Here is a 19918-nt window from a genome sequence, read left to right as displayed (position 1 = left end):
TCATCGTCATTCTGGAAACACAGCGCCTTCGGCTGCGCAATTGGCTGGAGGCTGACCGTGATCTGTTTCGCGAAATCAATTCCGATCCGAAGGTGATGGAGTTTTTTCCGTTTCGCCGCAGCCACGAAGAGGCAGATCTGCTGTTTGATCGCGTCAACGCGATGATTCGTGAAGACGGGCTTGGCTTTTACGCGGTGGAACTGAAGGAAAGCGGCGAGGCCATGGGTTTTTGCGGCCTGGCGCCGGCCAACATGCCCGGCATCTTTCCGCCGGAGACGATCGAGATCGGCTGGCGTCTCGCCACCCGCTTCTGGGGCAATGGTTATATAACGGAAGCCGCCAAGGCCCTTCTCGAGTACGGGCTGAAAGCCAAGGGGCTTGATGCGATCATTTCCTTTGCCGTTGCCCAAAACCACCGCTCGACGGCGGTGATGAAGCGCATCGGCATGACCCATTGCCCGGAGCTTGATTTCGACAGCCCCCGCGTGCCCGACAGCCACCCACATCTGAAACGGCATGTGACCTATGCTGCCGTGAAGGACGGGCAAACGCGCTGAAAGAGCCGCCTGCCCGTCACATCAAGCGGATCATTCCAGCGGAAGCGCCACAAAGCGCAACTCGCCATTGGCGCCCGCCACCATCATATGGGCATTGCGGCGCCCCTCACCCTTCAGTTCCTCGATACGCGAGGTGACGTCGCCGGGCGTTGCAACAAAATCCTGGCCGACCTCGACAATCACCTCGCCGGCCTTCAGCCCCTTTTCGGCGGCCACCGACCCTGCCGCGACATCGGTGATAACGACGCCCTCGACGCTTTCGGCAATGCCAAAACTCTTGTGGCGCGCCTCATCCAGCATGGTGATGGTCATGCCGAGCAATTCCGCGGGGTCTTCCGGCTTTACCTGATCCGGTGTGTCGCTGTTCTTGCCTTCGGCAAGCGCCGGCTTGTCATCCTCGGCCTCCGCTTCGGCGCCGTCTTCCAGCTGTCCAAGCGTCACCTTGATCGTCTGCTCCTTGCCATCACGCAGCACCAGCACATCGACTTCCTTGCCGACGGGGCTTTCCGCGACGGCCAGAGGCAGGTCGCGCATTTCCTTCACCGGCTTGCCGTCGAAGGTAAGAATGACGTCGCCGGCCTTCAGCACGCCGTTATCGACCGGCCCATCCTTGACGACCCCGGAGATCAGCGCACCGCGCGCGGTATCGAGCCCTAAGCTTTCCGCGATATCATCGGTCACCGGCTGAATGCGCACGCCGAGCCAGCCGCGCCGGGTTTCGCCAAAGTCGATCAGCTGCTGCACGATATTCTCAGCCAGTTCCGTTGGCACCGCAAAGCCGATGCCGATGGAGCCGCCGCTTGGCGAAATGATCGCGGTGTTGATGCCGATGACCTCGCCGTTCATGTTGAACAGCGGACCGCCGGAATTGCCTTTGTTGATGGCCGCATCCGTCTGGATGAAATTGTCGTAAGGGCCGGCATTGATGTTTCGACCGCGTGCCGAAATGATGCCGACGGTGACGGACCCGCCGAGGCCGAAGGGATTGCCGATTGCCATCACCCAGTCGCCGATTCGCATCGTCTTGGAATCGCCGAATCGCACGAATTTCAGCGGCGCCTTCGGCTCCACCTTCAGAACGGAAAGATCGGTCTTCGTGTCGGTGCCGACGAGCTTCGCCTTCAACTTGTTGCCGTTCGGAAAAATCACCTCGATATCATCGGCGCCTTCGATGACGTGGTTGTTGGTGACCACATAACCTGACGCATCGATGACGAAGCCGGAGCCCAGCGAATTGACCTTGCGGTTGCTATCCTTCTTGCCCTGTCCGTCGAAGAAATCGTTGAAAAACTCCTGAAACGGCGAGCCTTCCGGAATGACAGGCTGCGGACCTGCCCCGGTTCCGTCCGACTTGACGCTCTGCGACGTGGAAATGTTGACCACCGCATCGAGAAGGCCTTCAGCCAGATCGGCAACCGATGCCGGGCCGCCGGCAACCTTGGCAGATGGCCCGGCGGTGATCGTCGTCTGTGCCATGGCCGGCACGGCGCCCGATGTTCCAGCAAGCGTCAGCGCCATCACGGTCGCCAGGGAATGTCGCAGCGACAATCGAAGGGAGTTCACCATCAGGCATCCTTGAGCGTTAAAAGGGTGGCACTTCGCCAAAAGCATACGGCGGAAAGAGGGCGGTGGAAATTACCTTTTCGTGAGGCTCGCCTCAAGATGGTACCGAACAGGCGCACCATACAGAGAAAGGGGCGACCGAAGCCGCCCCTTTAGAGTAATCGCCAACGTGCACTTGTCCCGCGTGGGACGCGCTTTCGTCAGTTTGCAGGCGCAGGTGCTGCGGGTGCTGCCGGAGCGCCAGCCGCGGGTGCTGCCGGAACAGCAGGACCCGCCGTCGGGCCTGGTCCGCCCACCTGCGGGCTGCTCTGGTTAAAGTAGCGGAAGAACTGCGTATTCGGGCTCAGAACCATGGTCGTGCTCTTGTCGCCAAGGGCTGCCACATAGGCCCGCATCGAGCGATAGAACTCGAAGAAGCCGGGATCACGCGAGAAGGCATCGGCAAAGATGCGGTTCCGCTCGGCATCGCCCTCACCGCGCAGGATTTCCGAATCGCGCTGGGCTTCCGAGACGAATTCGACAACCTGGCGATCGGCAATGGCACGGCGACGCTGGCCCTGCTCGTTACCACGGGCACGGATCAGTTCGGCTTCTGCCAGACGCTCGGCCTTCATGCGCTGATAGGTCTGCTGGGACACTTCCCGCGTCAGATCTGTGCGGCGGATGCGCACGTCGCTGACGTTGAGACCCAGCGATTCGGCGGCGTTCTGCAGGTCGGTTCGCACTTCCTGCATCATGGAGGAACGCTCATCGGAAAGAGCCGAGGAGAAATTGCGCAGACCATAGACGCGACGCAGGGCCGCATCGAGACGGGTGCGAAGCCGCGATTCCGCCGATTCGCGGTCACCGGAAACCGCTTCGCGGAAGCGACGCGCATCGGTGATCTTATAGACGACGAAGGCATCGACTTCGTAGAAGGCGCCACCGCGAACCTGGACGCGGATGTTATCGAGGTCGAAGCGCAGTGCCCGGTCCTCGATATACTGAACGCGATCGGCATCCATGAAGGCAAACGGCATCTTGAAGTAGATACCCGGCTCGGTCTTCACATCCTGGATCTGACCGAAGCGCACGACGATGGCCTGCTGGCGCTCGTTGACCACGAAGACCGAGGAATAAACCAGAAACAGGATAACGCCGAGGCCGATGATAAAGATCGGGAGACGATTCGAACTCATGGGTTGCCTCCCTGCGCCGGCGTGGCTGCATTGTTCTGGCGCATCAGTTCGGTCAGCGGCAGATACGGCACGACACCCTGCTTTTCCTCCACGATGATCTTGTTGGCGTTCTTCAGAACGTTCTCCATCGTTTCCAGGAAGATGCGCTCGCGCGTTACTTCCGGTGCATTCACATACTGATTGTAGATCGAGATGAAGCGCTGTGCCTCACCGGTCGCCTCGTTCACGACGCGATCCTTATAAGCGGATGCCTCTTCGCGAACCTGGGCTGCCTGACCGCGTGCCTGACCAAGCTTCTGGTTGGCATACTGGTTGGCTTCCTCGACAAAACGGTCTTCGTCCTGTTCGGCGCGCTGCACTTCTTCAAACGCATCGGCCACTTCGCGCGGCGGAGCCGCATCTTCGATCGGAACCGCGTTGATGGCGATGCCGGATCCGTAGGTATCCATGGTGCCCTGAATGATGTCGCGCACCTGCGTGGAAATTTCCTCACGGTTATCGCGGAAAATATCCTGGGCGGGACGACGACCAACCACTTCGCGCATGGCGCTTTCGGCCACCTGCTGCAGGGTTGCCGCCGGGCTTTCGAGGTTAAACAGATAGGCGCGCGGATCGTTGACGGTGAAGAGTACCGAGAACTGCACGTTGACGATATTCTGGTCTCCCGACAGCATCAGGCCTTCGGTAGAATTGGCAACGCCACGCCCGCCAATGTTCTGCTGCTGTTCGGTGACCTTGACGATCTCGACGGTTTCGACCGGCCAGAAATGGAAATGCAGGCCAGGACCGGAGATTTCTTCCTTCGGCTTGCCGAAACGCAGTTCGACGCCGCGTTCATCCGGCTGCACCGTATAGATGGACTGGATACCGACAAAGGCGAGAATGATCAGGAAAACGATCAGAAACGCGCCGCCGTTGAAACCGCCGGGAATGAGGCCGCGCAAGCGATCCTGACTGCGGCGAATGATATCTTCCAGATCCGGCGGGCCGCCGTTTCCGCCCCCGCCGCCATTGCCACCGCCGCGCGGACGGTTTGGGCCTTGACCCCATGGCCCTTGGTTATTGCCGCCGCCGCCCCCCCAGGGACCGCCGCCATTCTGATTGCTCCAGGGCATCAAAACCTCTTTGTTCGTGTCACTCCCGCCCCGCTTGAAAACCGCGTCAAAAATGCGGCAATCGGGTTATGACCCGTTATAGGGATGGTGGAGGTCGCTTTCAACGCACGGCGGGCTCACATCCGGGTGTTAGGTAACGAAATGTTTCAGTTTGCCGCAGTTCGGCGATGATAGATGGCAAAACGGGTGCGAAAACTGTCTTTTTCGCCTGCGGGCACGACAGTCTCCTCCATCTTGTGGAAGAGAGCCGGATCGATCTCGGGGAAAAATGTGTCGCCATCGTCTATGACGGTTTCGACATGGGTGATGTAGAGCCGGTCCGCCACATCCATGGCCTGCGCATAGATCTCGCCGCCACCGATCACGCCAATTTCTTCGACCCCGGTGGCCGCCGCAATCTCGCCTGCCCTCTGTAGGGCCGAATCAAGTGAGGTCACGATCTCCGCTCCCTCTATGACAAGAGCCGCATTGCGCGTCACCACCACATGCGGACGTCCCGGCAGTGGCTTTCCGCCAAAGCTTTCCAAGGTCTTGCGGCCGAGCACCATCGGTTTGCCGAGTGTCATCGCCTTAAAGCGCTTCAGATCCGTCGACAGCTTCCACGGCATGTCGCCATCACGGCCGATGACATTGTTTTCAGAGACAGCTGCAAAAATGGCGACCGGGATGGTGCGTTCCGTCATGCTGTCACCCTGAACTGAATTTTCGAAATCGATTGCCCGGCAGGCGCCTTGGAAGCGCCGGTGCACAAGATGCGCCCCTAAAACGATAGCTTGCGCGGAAAACTGTGGCGACCCCTGCAGGCGCACCACTTTATATTGATTACAACGCTCTAGCGAGAGGTGGGACAAAAACAAGCCCCATTGCTTTTGTTTATAAATCTGAAACACCCGGTCTCACCCGCACAACATCCGACTATCGCTTGACGGCCAGAATGGCAAGTGGCATTGCTCGGCCTCCCGATTGCGGTGGGCGAACCATACCAGACCGAATGCGGCCGGTCTCCGAAAGGAGAGCCATGCCCAAGGTTTACAGCCTCCCAGGCCACCGCCGGTTTGTTCCCATCGAGTGGAGCAACGCAACCTTAAACACCATCCCGCATCACAACATGGCTGTCATCGAGTGCCTTGCGTGCGGCGTGGTGCGAGAGATCGAGCGTGCTAGAATCCCCGAGGGGCTGCAACACAGCCAGATCAGCGATATTGAGGCCCGGATGAAGTGCAGGGCCTGTGAGGCCCGGCAGGCGCGGCTTATGTTCGGTTATCTGGCGGGCAGTTGATACTCAGCCGATACCCAGCCATTTGCGCGCAAAGGCCTTGGCCGTTTCTCCGAGATAGAATGCGACCGTGGCGCCAGTAACGCCAAGCGCGGTGGCAATGAAAGCAAAACCAAAGCCGAGCGTCTGCATCTGCCGCCAGCTTTGGACGGCGGGCTGAATTTCGGCATCAATGCGCTTTGTCAGTCCAGCAATACGCTGATCGATGCCTTCCCCCATGGCGGCCACGATGTCACGCTGTTGTGCAGCCACATGCCCGGTTCTCTCGATTTTTATTTCAATCTCGGCAATCACGCTCGCCTGAAGGTCAAGGCGTTCATGGACGCGAGCGCGGCTTTCGCTGGAAACACGGTCTTGTGCCTCGCTTTGCCGCTCCAGCCGCTCGACGGCCCGCGCCGTCTGGCGCACATCCGCCTGAAGGCCGCCGAGCAGCATCAAGATTTCTTTCATTTCCGATGGAGATTGGTCCACGCGCAGCATTCCTCCCATGCGAACAGGACAGCGATTTTTGGGTGAGGCTTGCAGCAGCGCGGCGGGCGTTAACCCTTATTCCAACTCGCCAGCATTGCGGCTTTCAGGAATGCCACTTTCTGCGACATCTAAAAACGATGACGGGGGGGGCGGGATTAACCGCTTTCCGGCAGATACACACTTTGAATGGTTTGCTGGGGGCCGCTCACCGAAGCTCACAAAACTTCACAAGCATCACCCTGAAAAAGCGCACCAGAGCCCTTACAGACATAGAAGCGCGCAACCAAAGCTAGTGAAAACTTTACTATTCTATAAATTAAGATTATCAGGACCAGATGTGTAGGCTCGGGTTACTGAACGATTCTCGGATAATCATGCCTTGGCGAATATAACTAACGAGCCACTTGAGGACTCAATGTCTAAGGTACCGCAGATCGCTAGTCAGTTAACGGGTCACCAGATTGCTCTAATGACGGTAGACCAAAGATACCGCACCTTAAGAACGCTCATCAAAAGTTTATCAACCATTGCGGGAATTTATTTAGGAGCTACCGCCTTAGCCCCTTTTGCAGGCAAAGAAACCGCCGTATCCTTAGCATTGAGTTTTTTGGCTGACGTGAAGTTCGCGTTAACGATCAGCCTGGCTGGAGGAGCCGTTGCATGGGCTGTCGTTGAGCGCATGCTTCGCGAAAGGAAGACTCAATATCTACAAGATCGCATAAAAGAACTAGAAACAAAAATCGATCCTAAACGTTCGTCCACCGGGCTTACCCGAACTGGAAAAACGAACCCGCGCGACAGGAGGCCATGATGAATGCCAATGCTCTGTTTGCTGTGTTGGTGCTTTTTGCGTTTGCAGGCCTTTATCTTGGGCCGTGGCAGGGAGCGTGCACGGCATACGCTCGTCAGGTGATGTTTGAAAAACGCGACCGGTTGTTTGATATGGCAACTTCTGGAGAATTGCGCTTCGATTCGCCAGAATACCAGGAAATTCGCCGGTCACTGGAGAAGCTCATCCGCTTCGCCCACGAGGTTACTCTATTGAACTTTCTGGTGGTCCATTACCACATGCGAAAGCATAAGGGGCGCCGTCCGGTCAGCAATCTTCGGCGAAACGTTCAGGCAATCGGCAATCCGGAAACCAGAAGGAAGGTTGAGGCTATCGTCTCAGAAGCCCACGAGGCTGTATTGAGAATGATGATTGCGAAATCTATTTTCGCAATTCCATTCATCCTTATTTATTTCTGGCTGCGAGATATCAGAAGCCACACCAAGCGTCGCATGATGAGCCTCGCCAAACCGTACGGTGAGTTCGTTCAAATTGAAGCAGAGGCCGCACGCGTTAACCGCAGGGGTTCCGCAATCGCTGCATGAAGCGCACATCATTGTTTATGTCGGCCGCCCGGGCGTCTGCAAACGAGAAAGCCATCGCTTTAAGCCGTGTGTGTTTGATGATGAAAACCCCGCCCAACAGCGGGGTTTTTGCATTTCTGTACATCGATGGTTCGTAACGATTTCAGCGGGGTTAGCTGCCTGCCGATACGTACACATGATGATGGGGTGCGGGCTATGCGGCCATGTCGAGCAGTTCTTCCGCTACTCTCTGCGCCGCGATCCGCGCCCACTGGTTTTGGTTGTACTGACCCAGATGGCTGGGGTCGCCCGTAGCGAGCCAGTTGGTGGCAGATATCCAGTTCTCGGAGACATTCTCAATGTACCGCACCCGGTCTTGATTGGGGGCTGCAAGAAAACCGGACTGGATGCTCGCCGACAGGTCAATGGCAGTCTGCGAGCTGCCGACGACTGGGCCGATACCAACGATGTAGGCATTTGGTCGTGCGCCCTGAAGCGCAGTCATCACATCCGTGACAGCAGTAGTCACGGCTGCGGATGCCGACCCATCGTTTTGCGACCCGATGAACAGATAGATGTCGGCATCAGCGTCGATGAAATCCTGTATCCTGTTGGTATGCGACCATTTGGCCGCATTACCATTACCGACCGTCCAGCCAGTCTCGCCTTGCGCGGAGATCATGAAGTTATCCCGCAAGCCGAGATAGTGGGCTATGTTGAAACCGATGTGCCCGCCTGCGTAATCAAGATACGTGCCGGCCTGCAGGCTGTCACCGATGATGCAAAGCTTTGGTCTGTAAGCATTTACCGGATATTTCAGGAGTTTGTAGCGGCTTTCAGTCACAAGACCGTAAAAAGCAAGATCGCCGTGCCAAATCAACTCTAGCTCGCGCATCTTGCGAGTTGACCCGGAAACCCCATAGACAGACCCAAGTGTGCATTGGAAACCAGTTCCCGCACCAGTCGTGGCGGTTTGCGAAAATGTACCGCTTGGTTGCGATGCGTACGCCCCGCCGTAAACGACCTCTGCCGCAGTGATAGCCCCCGCCGTCACCGCGCGTACAATCCCTTTTGCCGGATTACCAGATACAGCGCCAGCGCCTCCATCGAGCGTAAAGATATCATTTACCGCGTGACCAGATCCGCCCGCGACCACTGTCACAGCCTTGGCCGTTGCCCCGTAAGTCTCCGCGTTCGCTCCAAAATCAATTTTCGTGTATCGAATATTGTTATAGGCCGGAAACGCGGTCTGATTTTCTCTCTTTGCCAACTTGCCATCGACGATCACATTCAGGCGGGCGTTCTGTGCATCGTAAAAGCAGAGGTCAATCTGCGGCGCTTCCGTCATAAATTTTTTGCGGAACGGGTTGCCAGTGGCGACCTTTGACCCGTCAATGCCGGTGATGTGCTTCCCGATCTCGCGGGCGGATGCGCCGTCTTGCACCATGGGCGCACCTGCCGTGGTCATCAGAGGATGATTGTAAGCATAGGTAACGCCACCGTTTGCCTTGGAAGCATCGACGGACGATGTTGACGTGCCATGGGTGATCGTCGGAGGAGACGCCATAACATCAATCTCCTGCTGGAGACCGTTGAATGCCTGCGCCCATTTGCGAACCTTATCGATGTTGAAGGCAGACGAAACGATTGGGCGTGTATTGACCATTTATGCAGCCTCCAGAAGAAAGTAGCCGTCCGCATCGGTCAGATACGCGCCATCGGTGTCAGTGAGAAAAACGAAGCCGGTCGGCGGGGACACACCACCCTTCCCCAGGGTGAGCGTGCCCAGCCCGAAGCCGCCTTTGCGGCCAAGTGTCAGCGTGGTCATGGTCACACCGCCGTCACGGTAACGATGAGCGGGTTCGTCGCGCCGGAGCGGATGTAGACATCCTGCCCGGTCACGCCCCCCAGCGAAAACGGGCGGGCGGCAGTGCAGCGGTGATAGGCGCTGTCCGCATCCGGCGCAGTCGTGCCGATATAGACATGCACGGGCTGCACGTTGTCGTGGCTGATCAGCACGTTCTCCAAAGCGTCGGAAACTTGCTGCCAGCTGTTGACCGGCGCGGTCTGGTAGGTCGTTGCCATGAGGCATCTCTCCGGTTTGGGAAATAAGGTTTTTGAAAATTCAGCGGGCGCCGATACGCGCCCGGTAATCACGCCACCACTCGGCGCAGGTTTCCGCCTGGTCGTTGCGGTTGGATCGCAGCACCAGCCATCGATCGAGAGTGGAAACCCAGGGTTCATCGCGGCGCGGGAAAGCGGCAGGCATTTCTGCAGTGCAGCTGTCCGGCAGGGTTTTCGGCAGGGCGGTGGCAAATGTGGCCGTGGCAGCCTGCGCACCGGCCGAGGCCGCAAGCCTTGCGGCCTGTTGTGTCTGGCAGCCGGAAAGCAGGACCGCGACGAGGATCAGCGTGAAAGCCGTTCGATCCATTTCAGATCCTCCTCGCTTGGCAGGGTCAGTCCCGGTTGCGTTGCCGCCTCTGCCGCCCGCTTTTGCCGTGCCGTCTCACGATCAAGGCCGATCTTGGCAAGGCTGGCAGCCCGCTCCCGCTCGGCCGCTGCGGCGTCATCAGCAATGGCACGAAGCCGCTCGGCCTCTGCCAGCTGCGCGCGCAAGGTGGCCAGTTCGGCGGCCGAGACCATGCCGGCCACGGCCGCCCGCCGTTCAAGCTCCACGCGGCCGATGACGAATTCCCGCAGCAGCGGCACGCCATCGAGAAACGGCAAACGGTTGAGGCCGGGAATACCCTCGTAATAGGCAAGCGCCAGGATAATGGCGCAGCCGGCAAGGCCGAGGCGTCCGATGATGGCGCGGGCAAAAAGAAGAACCGCACTCATGGCTCCCGCTTCTCGCCAATGCCGGACAGGATCTCGCGGCCCTTGTTGCGGTCATCCCACATGGCAATGCCGAGATATCCACCGACGACTGCCACCAGTGTCAGATAGGCACCCTGCACAATCGCTTGCGTCACCAGGTCATTGCCGCCAATCACAAGCGAGGCAAACAGCAGCCCAAGGCAGGCCCCCACCACGGCAAACACCATGGCACGCCGCCATTTCCACGAACGTTCCATGATCAAAGCCCCGCCGCCTTCAGCGCGTCCATGAAATCGCGGGCGGCGGCGGCAATCTCGGCCGCCTTGTCCAGGCCGTTGATAATCCGGCGGGCATTCACCCAGTCGGATTTCGTTGGCGTGAAATGGTCGGACAGCTTGTCGCCGGTGAAGGTGCCGCGCGTCATGCCGTGAAACATGATCTTGATCGCCGTCTTGTCTTCGAGTGCCTTTTCCGGCGCATCCTCGATGCCATAGGTGCGATAGTTCCCCCGGCCGGTGATCTGCACCAGCCCGCGCCCGCGAAACCGCCAGCCGTCGCCGCTCGCCTCACTGCCGTTGCCAATGCGGTTGGCATAGGCGCGGTTGGCGATCTTTTCCGGCTTTCCCGCATAAGCCGCCGCATCCGCTTGCGAGAAGTAGCGGGGGAAGGTCTTTCGCAGACCGGCGGCTTTATAGTTGAGGTTTTCCTCGACAGGCTGCATGGCGCCGCCGGTCTCAAGGCGGGCCGTCGCCAGCATATAGGCCAGCCATCGTTCATCGGTGTGGCCGGAGCCGCCCCACTCATCGAGAATGGCATTGAGACCATCCACCTGCCCCTGCGAATACCGCTCGTCAAACAGCGCGGTTTTCGCGCTGGCAAAAAATGCCGCACGGTTCATCACTATTTCCTTTTTTTGAAATGCTTATGGCGCCGTCAGGCGGGCCAGTGGCTGTCGTCGGCATAATCGGCAGGGATCGGGTCCATGTCCTTCAGCGCGCGCGCCGCAAAGATCATCGCCTGCTTGTGCCGAAGTGCCGCATACCCCAGCTGCACAACCGTCTGCGCATCCATCGGCTGCAGGCCGTTATCTGCGGCGATCCAGGCGAACGCCGCCGGCGCGGAAGGATCGAGCAATTGCTGCCAGCCGATATCGCCGGGCAAAGCGCCAAGTGCGATGGCATCGGATGCTGCGGATTTTGCGCCGGCGATGTTTTCCCGGTCTTCGGCCTGCGACTGGTAGAGAGCGCCACCAAATTTAAAGCCGGCGCTGATACGACGGTCGCGCTCGATATTCACAGCCGCTTGCGTCGGCGACAACGGTTGGGAAACCGAAGGCGCTTGCCAATCACCATCGTAAAGCCAGCCCGGCTCCACATCACCAGGGGCCGCAACAAACTGCGCGGCAAGATCCGGGTGAACGGCGTCGTTGATATCAATGCCGTCGGTCGGGGTGATGCACTCGATCACCTCGCCATTCATTAAACGTGCGAATTTGGTCATGGCATCCTCACCATCTAATAATAACGCCGCCAATGGCTGGCGGAGCACTCACGACAGAGCTTGGCGCATCGACAGCAATTCCACCGCCACCACCCGGCCACGACGCCGAAGAACCACCGACACAGCCGCCCGCACCGCCGATTGGGCCGCCACCACGCCCACCAATAGCAAATGCCGCGATGTTGCCGCCGCCGCGCCCATCCAAACCAGCGCCCCCTTCAAGGTTGGGGGCTCCGCCAATGCCGTTGCCACCAGACCCAGGGCTGCCAGCGCTCGTCGCACCGTTTCCGCCCGTTGCGGAGATGAATGATCCGATAGATGACGTGCCACCAGCCGTGCCATTGCCGCCTGAAACGTTGTTGACGCCTGCGGCGCCGCAGGTGATAGCGATGACCTGTCCAGGGGTAACCCCGATCCATCCGGCGGCATAGCCACCGCCGCCACCGCCCTCACCATGGGCGCCAGATGTGCCGAAATCCTGTATTGCTGCGCCGCCTCCGGCACCCTCGCATTCGCCGAAGATCGAATAGATGCCGGTGGGTACAGTGAAATTTACAGTGCCGGCCGAGTTGAAAACTTGAATGTTTTTGGGCGGCAAATTGGACGCTACACATCCCGCAAGCTGGAATGCGCCGCCATTGTAAACGACAGTCGCGACCTTGCCCGGGGTCAGGGCGCTGGCCGGCAAAGCTGCCCCATCCTCGCTTCTCACGACAACAGCGCCAAGGCCGCCGACATTCAATGTCACGCCACCTGCCGCATTTGCAGTCGATATCAGGATCCTGAGCGGCACCCCCACCAGATCGGCAAGCGCCGCAAAGGCCGGGCTCGGCGTAATCGTCAGGGCATTTGCCGTGCCACCCGCCGTGAAATAGTTCATCGCCTGCGAGCGGATCGCTTTCGAAAGCTGCAGACCTGTCGCCGGCGTCAGCCCGGATTTGGAGAGAACATCGACAATTTCCCGCTGCGGGAACTCGATAGCGCCCGCCGGCGGAATGGAGCCGCGCGTGGCACCGGATGTGCTGCGGTCAACGTAAGGCGCATTCGGGTCGCTGGACCCGAACGGAGGCTGGTAAAGCATGGGGTTGTCCCTCGATTGTCGTGGGTTTCAAGGGCGGGCGTCAGCCGCCAATCATCATGGAGGGAGAGCCGAGTATCAGAGGCATATCCTCGTCAGGCACGGTCTCGTCATAAAGCAGCACGGGCAGCGTCCAGGCCGGTGCGAGGCGCCGCAGAATGCAAAGCAGGAATTCCGCCTCGCCAATGGAAAACAGCGGATCAAACCCGCATTCGCTTTCGCCAACGCGGAAATAGTCGATGGCAAGGTCCGTCACGCTGACGAACCAATAAGTTTCTTCAGAAGCCGGCCCGATCTCATGTTCGCCGCCGCATTCGGAAAAGCCGCATTCGAACATGGCCGGTTCGGTAATGGTGATCTCAAACCCATAGTTTGCTGCCACGCGGATGAAATCACCCGGCGTGATGACGGCGGCCGAGGCTACTTTTGCTTCCAGCGCTCGCAACCGTTCGGAGCGCGTGGCCTCGCCGGACAGGCAGCTGTCGGGAAGCCCGTATTCAACCTCCCATTCGGCCAGCAATTCGTTGACGCCGGACACGCTGCTTTCCCGGGCCAGCGAAAAGGCCCGCGCATACAGCGTCTCGAATTGCGAAAGCAGCACGCGGGTAAACCGCGCAATCAGGCTGGAAAGTGAAATCGCCTCTCCGTCAGGACTTCCCCAGGCCGCACCCGGCGGCCAGAAGGTGAGCGCCGCCCCAAGAAGATCGTCATTCGAGGGGTTAGACAGCGCGTCCGAAGGGGCCGCAACCGGCACGATATCCGCAAGCGCCGTCGCCGCCGTCGTGCGGGTAAAAAACGCCGGGTCACGCGCCATAGGTGAAGGTTCCATTCACCGGGAACTGCCCACCCGTCAGAACGATATCCGCCGCCGGCTCCACCAGCGTATGCCGGTCTTCCCCTGTTACCCCCGATATCGCCTCACCGATCCACGAACGCGACACGGTGAATGTGTCGCTGGCAATGCCCGGCCGGCAGCGCGCAATATACATGTCTGCAATCGCCGCCTCGATGCCTGCGCGGATTTCTGGCGTGTCGCTGGAGAGATCATCGATCTCCACATCAACGGGCAGCGCAACAGGCGCCACCGCCACACTGTCATCGACGCGGATAAGTCGCCTGGCATCAACCGCCGCCTGCACGACAGCCACATCGGACGGCTCCGGAATCCCATCATCGCGCCCTTCGAACAGGAAAAACACCCGCACCGCACCGGGCGCATCCGGCACCCGGAAAGCCCAGGCTTTGATGACGCCGGGAACATCCGTCGCAATTCGCTCATAATCCGTCAGCGTGCCACCGCCCGGCGGGTTGCGCTTGCGGGCAAGGCCGCGCGCCCGCAGGCTTTCAAGGCTTTCGATATCGGCCCCACCACCAAGCCCTCCCGCCCCCACTTCCCATTCGGAAAGCAGCGTCGGATAGAGCAAAGGGTCCGCCAGCGTCAGTAGCCCTTCCGCATCCCGGTTGCCGGCCGCGCCGTTGATATCGCAGGCAATGGAAACGGTGATCGCGCCATCGGCTTCTGATGTGGCAGGCGCCGTGGATGTATAGGTCATCGAGCCCGATGTGAACCGGATGCCCGCCGGATAGGTGGTAAGCGCCGCCCCGGTTCCGGACACAAGGCCAGAGGCTGCCGAGGCCGGCTTCTGGTAAACCCCCACATCACCGCAATGCAGTTTCACCCAGCGGATATCGTCGGCGGTCGAGAGGAACATCTGCTTGGCCAGCCGCGCCATGCGCAGTTCAAGCTCCTCCACGACGCCCGCCAGAACCTTGACGACAACGGTGATGAAGTTGTTTTTCAGGCTCGTATCCGTGCCCGGAATATACTGTCGGAAAGCGCCGCGAATGCGGGCGGAAATCTCAGACAGCGATCGGATTTGCCACGCCATTGATCTGGTCCCACAAAAGCTGGAATTTCTGATTGAACACGGTTTCGCCGCGCCGGCCGTAGAGCGACACGAGATAATCGATCCGCCGCCCCGGCCGGTCCACCGTCACGCTGACATCGAGGCCGGCGGCAGCACCCTGGTCGAGCAGAGGCTGCAGCGCCGCGCGCACAAAATCCTCCACCTCCGTCTCGATGCCATCGGTGATCGCCCGCCGGCGCAACAGCCAGAGCTTGGAGCCGATCGGCGTTTCGCCCTCGTCACGATCAAAGCTGTCGCCAAACCAGCCGCGATTTTCCGCACCATCCGCAAGCTCGCTATCCTCAACCCGTGCATCCGTCATAAGGCAGATCAGCACCTGCGTAGCGAGCCCCTGCCCCGCCCGGAAATCGCCGGGTGCCGATGGGTGAGACAGCGGGTTGAGGATCAGATCCCCGATCACGCCATCCCAGCCGAGATCGGGCGCGCGGTATTCTTCCGCCGCCACGTCGATAGGTGTGATTTTCAGCATGTCTGTCCTGTCAGCCTGCCGGAACGCCGGTATTGCCGCCGCCCGGAACAACGCCGGTGTGAATATGGGTTTCGTCCACCCGCACGCCGTTCACCTTCAGATACCCGCCGGTAATATCAACGCCGTCAGAAGAAACCTTCATGAGGCAGCCGCCGCGCGAAACCTCGAATGTCCCGCCCGTCAGCGAAACCCGGACACCATCGCCCATCACCATCTTGATGATATTGCCGCTGGCATCGTAAAGCGCCACTGCCCCACCCGGCAGGTCTTTCGGCCGGTGCGAGGGATGCTCCAGCCCCAGCACATAGGATTGATCCGGATGCGGCGAAAGAACCACGCCCTTGGACCCGGCAGGCGGGTTGGACATGAAGCCATGCGGTTCGACGCGGTGAATGCGTGTGAACCCGTCACCCTTCATTGCGCGCCCGGAGACGAATTGCTGACCGCCGCTTTCCTCAATCGTGCCGTCGAAATCAAACCGCCGGAGATCCATCATTCGTCCTCGTAATCGGCGGTGATGGCGCCTGGTGCGGCAAAGCCTGCCGCCGTCTTGCCACGCGGGTTTTCGCCGCCCAGCGCGCGCGGATCCGCCAGTTCCAGTGTCGCGGTCGTGCGGTCCTGCTGATCGAACTTGACGCTTTTGATGAGCATCATGCCCGAAAGGCCAAGCCATGGATCTTCCACCGGCACAAGCCAGTTTCGCTTCCACGTCTCACCGCCCGCATCGCGCCAGCCGGTCACCGTTATGGATGCCGTGGCACCATTGCCGGCCGCGCGGTTGGCCTGCCAGGTCGCACGCTTTTTCATCCGGTCAAGCGTGGTTTCGCCTTCGTGGTTGACGATCAACACCCGCTTGCGCGTGACGCCGCTGTCGCGCGCGGTCGTTTCCGGCCGCAGCTGCTGTTTGTCAGTGCCTTCGCTGGCCTGCCCGCGCACCTTGATGGCGGAATATCGGCCCTGTTCCGTAAAGGTTGCCGAACCGGAGAGTATGTTCTGCCCGAAAATCAGCCCGCCCGAATGCGTGCCCTCTGGCTTTGTTGCCAGCTTGATGCGGCCCTTCGGCGTGTCATGGATCAGGATGCCGCGCCCGCGTGCCCGTCTCTCGATGGAGGCAAAGGCGCTTTCGCCCGGCATCACCTTGTGGCGCGGTTCTTCGGGCAATTCCCCGTCAACCTCGATGCCAATACCCTGCCCATCCAGCGCCTTGGCAATCGAGGCCAGATCCTGCTTTAAAAATTCGCCCGTTGGATGATCCGCCGAACATTCCACATAATCCACCGATCGCGAAACAAGGCTGACAGACAGGGTCCGCGTTGTCGCGTCATGGCTCGGGTTCACATCGCGCACATAGCCCGTCAGCATCACCTCGCCAGAGGCTTTCAGCGTCACCGCGTGCCCCGTGGCGACAGGAATGCCATCACCGGTAATCACCAGATCGAGCGTGGCCGTGCGCACAGCCTCTTCAGCCGACATGGCAATGCTGCACGAAATGATCGGCGGCATGCCATCGCAGGTAATGGTTTCAAACGGCATCAGCTTTCCAGCGCCTCGAACACGGACGGCATCAGCATCGGCGTCATCGATCGGGCGATATCCACCAGCCCTTCGGCCCGCGTTGCATCGCCATAAAGCTTGTAGGCCAGAACCGAAGACGGAAGCGAAACGCCGGTTTCCACCCGCACCAGCGGCACGGCATCCGCCGCGATATTGGAAACGACGCGAACCGCCATGGCATTCAGGCCGGCAAGCCAGCCATAAAGATCCGATCCATTCGCCCCGAAGCCCGCCGCAACAGCAAGTGCGGCTTCTCCAGCCGCCACCATCGTATCACGCGCGGCCCTTGCACGCGGCCGGGACGGCCAGGCTATGCGCGGGCCCGATATGGCAAGGCCGACGCTGACAAGCACCGTAAACGCGGCAATGGTCGAGGCATCGTTCAAATCAGACGGCGCAACGAACCGCCCGAAATCTTCAGTCCCCGTCACGCTTTCCGCCGCAATCCGCGTCAGCTGCAGCGCCTCACTAGAAAACGCTTCTGCCGTCAGGCTGCGCGCCGCTGCCACACGGTTGGCAAAATCGGCACGGTCAACGGCATCCGTGATGATCGAAGCCGAAAGATCCGACAGCCAGGAGAGGATCACTGCGCGGTCGGCTGCCATCAGAATACCACCGAAAGAGACAGCGAGGCCGAGACAAAGCCCGCATTGAACGAAATCGAAACATCCGCCACACCGATGGCGCCGAGAACATCAACGCCCACAGGAACGGCGGTAAAACCGAAAGCGACAAAGCCCATGCGGTCGCGCTCCCGCATCCGCGAAAAATCCTGCACATGCGCCAGCCGCCCGGCATCCATCGGAAGCCGCAACAGGCCGGCCCCCGGCGCCATGCAGGCCGCTTTCAGCGCCCGCGCCTCGATGTCTGCCACATCGCTGGCAAAATAGGCGGTGACGGAAAAGGTTTCCGTCGCCGCGCCCATTTCCTCGACAATGGTGGACTGGCCGCCCGCATATTCATGCAGGCCAAGCCGCTTGCCACCATCATTCGTTTCGCTTTCTACCCAGAAGCTGACGCCCCGATAAGAAGCGCGGCGAAGACGGTTTTTCCAGTCGATTGCCATCAATTGCCTCCTGCCGGTCCAAAAGTCGAAGGCGGCATGCTGCGGCCGGTATCAGCGTTCACGGGTCGGGAAGCTCCGCCACCGCCGATACCGCCGCCCGATGGCAGGCTGTTCATGCCCCTGGCGACACCGGCCAGCTTTTCCGCAGCAGCAGCAATTGCCGTGCTGACATCGTAACCGGCGACCCGCAAAAATGCGGCACTTTCCTCAATCTGCTTTCCAGCTTCGCGCCCGCCTTCCGCCACCTTCTGCCCCGCCTGGTCTCCCCCTTCGGAAAGGCCGGTCGCATCGATCTTCAGCGCGTCCTTGAATTCCGCAGCGCTTGGCACCCGGAAGAAATCCGAAACTGCAGACGGCACGGACGATGGCTGCCCCATAGACGCAACGGGCGGCGCATCCCCTACAACAAGATCGCGTGGCACGCCGGAAACGCCGCCGGCCATCGGCGGAAACCGCTGGTCGATGCTCGGCCGGGAACCCGGAACCGGGATCGCTCCACTGCCGCTGCCTGGAAACTCCGGCACAACAACACGCTGTCCCTGCCGCCCGGTCGAGGCTTTCACGGACCCGGCTTCATAAAGCCGCTGGTTATAGTCGGCGAGGAATGCCGGATCTTTGTAACCGCCGGCAATTGCCATCCGGTCCTTTTCCAGCTGATTGCTGGTGAGGCCAAATCCGGTTCGGGCAAGAAACCCATGCGTGCCGTTCGCCTCAAGGCCACGATTGACAGCCGTGGCGTAATCGATCGATCCGGAAACACCGTCGATGAGATCCTTGCCGCCATTGACCGCAATACCTTCGCCTATCGACGTCATCAGCCGGCCCCAGCTGTTGGAAAGACCGTCAATGCTGGATTGCGTGTCGGCTGTGACGCGCGAAAGATCGCGGAAAACGGACCCCTTCACTTCAGCCGAATTGACCGTGTCCATGAACTTGGAAAAGCTCTCCTGACTGGTCAACAGGGACTGCATGCCGAGCCGGAATTCCTGATCGGAAAAGAGAAGCGAAAGCTTGGACATGTCGCCGTTCAAGGCCTTTTCCGTGATCCGGGTAAACGCGGTCAGGGTGTCCTCGCCAGCCTTTCTGGAAGCTTCCAGTTCTTTACGCAGGTTGATGCCGAACTTGGCAAACTTGTTTCCGGTTTCCTCCGAATAGATCTTGCCAAAAATATTCTGCGCCTGCGTGGCGGCGGATGAGGCATCGCCTGTATCTTCACGCAAGGTCTGCAACAACGAGACGAGGCGCTTCAAGCCGTCCTCGCCCTCATATCCAAGCGATGCAAATGAATTCGCAAGGCCCGGGATATACTGCGCCATGTCCTTCAACTCGAACTGACCAGCCTTGCCGCCCGCCACCATGATGTCGAAAGCGTTCTGCAGTTCCCCGGCTTCCAGCTTCAAAGCGGATGCAGCCTTCAAACCCGTATTGGCAATATCGTTCGTGGCCGCACCGGATGCCTGCGCCGTGGACAAGACGGATGGCAGGAAGGCCATGGCCTCTTCCAATGTCTGGCCACTCGCCACCAGAGTATCGAGCGCCTCAATCGCGGGCTGCACGCTGTCGTATTTCAGATCCTTGGCCGCCTGCTGCGCAACCTCAAAGGCCTTTTTCGTCTGCTCCGCACTTGCACCGGCCGTAATGCCGATGCGCGTCATCTGGCGCTCAAGACCTGCAAAATCGGTGACAGCGCTTTTTGCCGCATAGGCCAGCGCCGCAGGAGCCGCGTATCGCGCCACCACACCAAACGCTTCTCTGGCACCAGCTGCGATCAATCCTTGCTGACGGTTGAAAGCGGAAGCGCGCCTGTTGACCTCCCCCATCTTGTCGGCAACGTTTTTCAGAACGCGGCCGGTTTTGTCGACAGCCGAGATCTTCAGGCGCGCTTCGATTTCCCGGTTCATGTCTTGCCCTTGAACGCCATCAGGCGCCGTGCCCAATGCGCAATTTCTGAAATTGTCATGGCCTGCACATCGGCGGCCCGCCACCCGAGGCG

The 19918-nt window shown here is 59.9% G+C and carries 26 protein-coding genes; 4 read left to right on the top strand and 22 right to left on the bottom strand.

The features are described from left to right. Positions 1–2 precede the first annotated feature (2 nt). Positions 3–557, top strand: coding sequence for a GNAT family N-acetyltransferase (locus tag AC4CWH_RS05350; protein ID WP_491321359.1), 555 nt, complete (start codon positions 3–5; stop codon positions 555–557). Between the two features lie 30 nt (positions 558–587). On the opposite strand, the gene AC4CWH_RS05345 is transcribed toward AC4CWH_RS05350, so the two are convergent. From AC4CWH_RS05345 to AC4CWH_RS05330, 4 genes are all read right to left on the bottom strand, one after another. Next, positions 588–2075, bottom strand: coding sequence for a DegQ family serine endoprotease (locus tag AC4CWH_RS05345; protein WP_491321358.1), 1488 nt, complete (start codon positions 2073–2075; stop codon positions 588–590). A 245-nt stretch (positions 2076–2320) separates the two neighbouring features. Then, positions 2321–3298 (bottom strand): protease modulator HflC, encoded by a 978-nt coding sequence (gene hflC, locus AC4CWH_RS05340; RefSeq protein ID WP_491284604.1) that lies wholly within the window; start codon positions 3296–3298, stop codon positions 2321–2323. Next, positions 3295–4413, bottom strand: a complete 1119-nt coding sequence (gene hflK, locus AC4CWH_RS05335; protein ID WP_491320711.1) for an FtsH protease activity modulator HflK — start codon at positions 4411–4413, stop codon at positions 3295–3297. Before hflK ends, hflC begins: the two co-directional genes overlap by 4 nt. A gap of 146 nt (positions 4414–4559) precedes the next feature. Beyond that, complete coding sequence (locus tag AC4CWH_RS05330) at positions 4560–5096, bottom strand: dihydrofolate reductase (RefSeq protein ID WP_491320710.1); 537 nt, start codon at positions 5094–5096, stop codon at positions 4560–4562. A gap of 335 nt (positions 5097–5431) precedes the next feature. Here AC4CWH_RS05330 and AC4CWH_RS05325 point away from each other — a divergent pair, with 335 nt between their 5' ends. Continuing rightward, a complete protein-coding gene (locus tag AC4CWH_RS05325) occupies positions 5432–5692 on the top strand; it encodes a hypothetical protein (protein ID WP_491320709.1) in 261 nt (86 codons plus the stop codon). Between the two features lie 3 nt (positions 5693–5695). Here AC4CWH_RS05325 and AC4CWH_RS05320 read toward each other — a convergent pair whose 3' ends face one another. Further along, a complete protein-coding gene (locus AC4CWH_RS05320) occupies positions 5696–6160 on the bottom strand; it encodes a hypothetical protein (RefSeq protein WP_491320708.1) in 465 nt (154 codons plus the stop codon). Between the two features lie 415 nt (positions 6161–6575). Here AC4CWH_RS05320 and AC4CWH_RS05315 point away from each other — a divergent pair, with 415 nt between their 5' ends. Both AC4CWH_RS05315 and AC4CWH_RS05310 read left to right on the top strand, forming a co-directional pair. After that, positions 6576–6971 (top strand): hypothetical protein, encoded by a 396-nt coding sequence (locus AC4CWH_RS05315; protein WP_491320707.1) that lies wholly within the window; start codon positions 6576–6578, stop codon positions 6969–6971. After that, positions 6971–7534, top strand: coding sequence for a hypothetical protein (locus AC4CWH_RS05310; RefSeq protein ID WP_491320706.1), 564 nt, complete (start codon positions 6971–6973; stop codon positions 7532–7534). Before AC4CWH_RS05315 ends, AC4CWH_RS05310 begins: the two co-directional genes overlap by 1 nt. A 193-nt stretch (positions 7535–7727) precedes the next feature. On the opposite strand, the gene AC4CWH_RS05305 is transcribed toward AC4CWH_RS05310, so the two are convergent. The 17 genes from AC4CWH_RS05305 to AC4CWH_RS05225 are packed head-to-tail and all read right to left on the bottom strand — an operon-like array spanning position 7728 to position 19826. After that, a complete protein-coding gene (locus AC4CWH_RS05305) occupies positions 7728–9179 on the bottom strand; it encodes a hypothetical protein (protein ID WP_491320705.1) in 1452 nt (483 codons plus the stop codon). Further along, positions 9180–9341, bottom strand: a complete 162-nt coding sequence (locus AC4CWH_RS05300) for a hypothetical protein (RefSeq protein ID WP_491320704.1) — start codon at positions 9339–9341, stop codon at positions 9180–9182. A 2-nt stretch (positions 9342–9343) separates the two neighbouring features. Then, positions 9344–9598 carry a hypothetical protein gene (locus tag AC4CWH_RS05295; RefSeq protein WP_491320703.1) on the bottom strand — a complete coding sequence of 85 codons (255 nt, stop codon included), beginning with the start codon at positions 9596–9598 and terminating at the stop codon, positions 9344–9346. Positions 9599–9638: 40 nt separating this feature from the next. Next, on the bottom strand, positions 9639–9944 hold the full coding sequence (locus AC4CWH_RS05290) for a hypothetical protein (protein ID WP_491320702.1): 306 nt from the start codon (positions 9942–9944) through the stop codon (positions 9639–9641). Next, positions 9920–10351 (bottom strand): hypothetical protein, encoded by a 432-nt coding sequence (locus tag AC4CWH_RS05285; protein WP_491320701.1) that lies wholly within the window; start codon positions 10349–10351, stop codon positions 9920–9922. Before AC4CWH_RS05285 ends, AC4CWH_RS05290 begins: the two co-directional genes overlap by 25 nt. Beyond that, entirely contained in the window at positions 10348–10587 is a 240-nt protein-coding gene (locus AC4CWH_RS05280) for a hypothetical protein (protein ID WP_491320700.1), read from the bottom strand. Before AC4CWH_RS05280 ends, AC4CWH_RS05285 begins: the two co-directional genes overlap by 4 nt. 2 nt (positions 10588–10589) lie before the next feature. Further along, positions 10590–11228 carry a hypothetical protein gene (locus AC4CWH_RS05275; protein ID WP_491320699.1) on the bottom strand — a complete coding sequence of 213 codons (639 nt, stop codon included), beginning with the start codon at positions 11226–11228 and terminating at the stop codon, positions 10590–10592. Between the two features lie 35 nt (positions 11229–11263). After that, positions 11264–11830, bottom strand: a complete 567-nt coding sequence (locus AC4CWH_RS05270; RefSeq protein WP_491320698.1) for a DUF4376 domain-containing protein — start codon at positions 11828–11830, stop codon at positions 11264–11266. A 7-nt stretch (positions 11831–11837) separates the two neighbouring features. Then, on the bottom strand, positions 11838–12911 hold the full coding sequence (locus tag AC4CWH_RS05265) for a hypothetical protein (RefSeq protein ID WP_491320697.1): 1074 nt from the start codon (positions 12909–12911) through the stop codon (positions 11838–11840). 40 nt (positions 12912–12951) lie between these two features. Further along, positions 12952–13737 carry a putative phage tail protein gene (locus AC4CWH_RS05260; RefSeq protein WP_491320696.1) on the bottom strand — a complete coding sequence of 262 codons (786 nt, stop codon included), beginning with the start codon at positions 13735–13737 and terminating at the stop codon, positions 12952–12954. Beyond that, entirely contained in the window at positions 13712–14797 is a 1086-nt protein-coding gene (locus AC4CWH_RS05255) for a baseplate J/gp47 family protein (protein ID WP_491320695.1), read from the bottom strand. Before AC4CWH_RS05255 ends, AC4CWH_RS05260 begins: the two co-directional genes overlap by 26 nt. Then, positions 14769–15305 carry a phage GP46 family protein gene (locus AC4CWH_RS05250; RefSeq protein WP_491320694.1) on the bottom strand — a complete coding sequence of 179 codons (537 nt, stop codon included), beginning with the start codon at positions 15303–15305 and terminating at the stop codon, positions 14769–14771. The genes AC4CWH_RS05255 and AC4CWH_RS05250 overlap by 29 nt, the downstream gene beginning before the upstream one ends. A gap of 10 nt (positions 15306–15315) precedes the next feature. Next, entirely contained in the window at positions 15316–15801 is a 486-nt protein-coding gene (locus AC4CWH_RS05245; protein WP_491320693.1) for a phage baseplate assembly protein domain-containing protein, read from the bottom strand. Beyond that, complete coding sequence (locus AC4CWH_RS05240; protein WP_491320692.1) at positions 15798–16838, bottom strand: phage baseplate assembly protein; 1041 nt, start codon at positions 16836–16838, stop codon at positions 15798–15800. The genes AC4CWH_RS05245 and AC4CWH_RS05240 overlap by 4 nt, the downstream gene beginning before the upstream one ends. Then, positions 16838–17464, bottom strand: coding sequence for a hypothetical protein (locus AC4CWH_RS05235; RefSeq protein ID WP_491320691.1), 627 nt, complete (start codon positions 17462–17464; stop codon positions 16838–16840). The genes AC4CWH_RS05240 and AC4CWH_RS05235 overlap by 1 nt, the downstream gene beginning before the upstream one ends. Beyond that, positions 17464–17925: a DNA circularization N-terminal domain-containing protein gene (locus tag AC4CWH_RS05230; RefSeq protein ID WP_491320690.1), complete on the bottom strand. Its 462-nt coding sequence runs from the start codon at positions 17923–17925 to the stop codon at positions 17464–17466. The genes AC4CWH_RS05235 and AC4CWH_RS05230 overlap by 1 nt, the downstream gene beginning before the upstream one ends. Next, positions 17925–19826: a phage tail tape measure protein gene (locus AC4CWH_RS05225; protein WP_491320689.1), complete on the bottom strand. Its 1902-nt coding sequence runs from the start codon at positions 19824–19826 to the stop codon at positions 17925–17927. The genes AC4CWH_RS05230 and AC4CWH_RS05225 overlap by 1 nt, the downstream gene beginning before the upstream one ends. Positions 19827–19918 lie beyond the last annotated feature (92 nt).

The organism is Neorhizobium sp. PAMB6716, assembly GCF_058242805.1.
Note: the sequence above shows the minus strand (reverse complement) of the source record. Positions and strands in the feature narration are given on the sequence as shown.

Excerpts from the sequence above, each read along its gene's own strand:
- AC4CWH_RS05275 (WP_491320699.1), bottom strand. The coding sequence starts at position 11,228 with ATGAACCGTGCGGCATTTTTTGCCAGCGCGAAAACCGCGCTGTTTGAC.
- AC4CWH_RS05255 (WP_491320695.1), bottom strand. The coding sequence starts at position 14,797 with ATGGCGTGGCAAATCCGATCGCTGTCTGAGATTTCCGCCCGCATTCGC.
- AC4CWH_RS05260 (WP_491320696.1), bottom strand. The coding sequence starts at position 13,737 with ATGGAACCTTCACCTATGGCGCGTGACCCGGCGTTTTTTACCCGCACG.
- AC4CWH_RS05280 (WP_491320700.1), bottom strand. The coding sequence starts at position 10,587 with ATGGAACGTTCGTGGAAATGGCGGCGTGCCATGGTGTTTGCCGTGGTG.
- AC4CWH_RS05325 (WP_491320709.1), top strand. The coding sequence starts at position 5,432 with ATGCCCAAGGTTTACAGCCTCCCAGGCCACCGCCGGTTTGTTCCCATC.
- AC4CWH_RS05230 (WP_491320690.1), bottom strand. The coding sequence starts at position 17,925 with ATGGCAATCGACTGGAAAAACCGTCTTCGCCGCGCTTCTTATCGGGGC.
- hflC (WP_491284604.1), bottom strand. The coding sequence starts at position 3,298 with ATGAGTTCGAATCGTCTCCCGATCTTTATCATCGGCCTCGGCGTTATC.
- AC4CWH_RS05235 (WP_491320691.1), bottom strand. The coding sequence starts at position 17,464 with ATGGCAGCCGACCGCGCAGTGATCCTCTCCTGGCTGTCGGATCTTTCG.
- AC4CWH_RS05290 (WP_491320702.1), bottom strand. The coding sequence starts at position 9,944 with ATGGATCGAACGGCTTTCACGCTGATCCTCGTCGCGGTCCTGCTTTCC.
- AC4CWH_RS05300 (WP_491320704.1), bottom strand. The coding sequence starts at position 9,341 with ATGACCACGCTGACACTTGGCCGCAAAGGCGGCTTCGGGCTGGGCACG.
- AC4CWH_RS05225 (WP_491320689.1), bottom strand. The coding sequence starts at position 19,826 with ATGAACCGGGAAATCGAAGCGCGCCTGAAGATCTCGGCTGTCGACAAA.
- AC4CWH_RS05270 (WP_491320698.1), bottom strand. The coding sequence starts at position 11,830 with ATGACCAAATTCGCACGTTTAATGAATGGCGAGGTGATCGAGTGCATC.
- AC4CWH_RS05345 (WP_491321358.1), bottom strand. The coding sequence starts at position 2,075 with ATGGCGCTGACGCTTGCTGGAACATCGGGCGCCGTGCCGGCCATGGCA.
- AC4CWH_RS05250 (WP_491320694.1), bottom strand. The coding sequence starts at position 15,305 with ATGCTGAAAATCACACCTATCGACGTGGCGGCGGAAGAATACCGCGCG.
- AC4CWH_RS05315 (WP_491320707.1), top strand. The coding sequence starts at position 6,576 with ATGTCTAAGGTACCGCAGATCGCTAGTCAGTTAACGGGTCACCAGATT.
- AC4CWH_RS05240 (WP_491320692.1), bottom strand. The coding sequence starts at position 16,838 with ATGCCGTTTGAAACCATTACCTGCGATGGCATGCCGCCGATCATTTCG.
- AC4CWH_RS05310 (WP_491320706.1), top strand. The coding sequence starts at position 6,971 with ATGAATGCCAATGCTCTGTTTGCTGTGTTGGTGCTTTTTGCGTTTGCA.
- AC4CWH_RS05285 (WP_491320701.1), bottom strand. The coding sequence starts at position 10,351 with ATGAGTGCGGTTCTTCTTTTTGCCCGCGCCATCATCGGACGCCTCGGC.
- AC4CWH_RS05330 (WP_491320710.1), bottom strand. The coding sequence starts at position 5,096 with ATGACGGAACGCACCATCCCGGTCGCCATTTTTGCAGCTGTCTCTGAA.
- AC4CWH_RS05295 (WP_491320703.1), bottom strand. The coding sequence starts at position 9,598 with ATGGCAACGACCTACCAGACCGCGCCGGTCAACAGCTGGCAGCAAGTT.
- AC4CWH_RS05265 (WP_491320697.1), bottom strand. The coding sequence starts at position 12,911 with ATGCTTTACCAGCCTCCGTTCGGGTCCAGCGACCCGAATGCGCCTTAC.
- AC4CWH_RS05245 (WP_491320693.1), bottom strand. The coding sequence starts at position 15,801 with ATGATGGATCTCCGGCGGTTTGATTTCGACGGCACGATTGAGGAAAGC.
- hflK (WP_491320711.1), bottom strand. The coding sequence starts at position 4,413 with ATGCCCTGGAGCAATCAGAATGGCGGCGGTCCCTGGGGGGGCGGCGGC.
- AC4CWH_RS05305 (WP_491320705.1), bottom strand. The coding sequence starts at position 9,179 with ATGGTCAATACACGCCCAATCGTTTCGTCTGCCTTCAACATCGATAAG.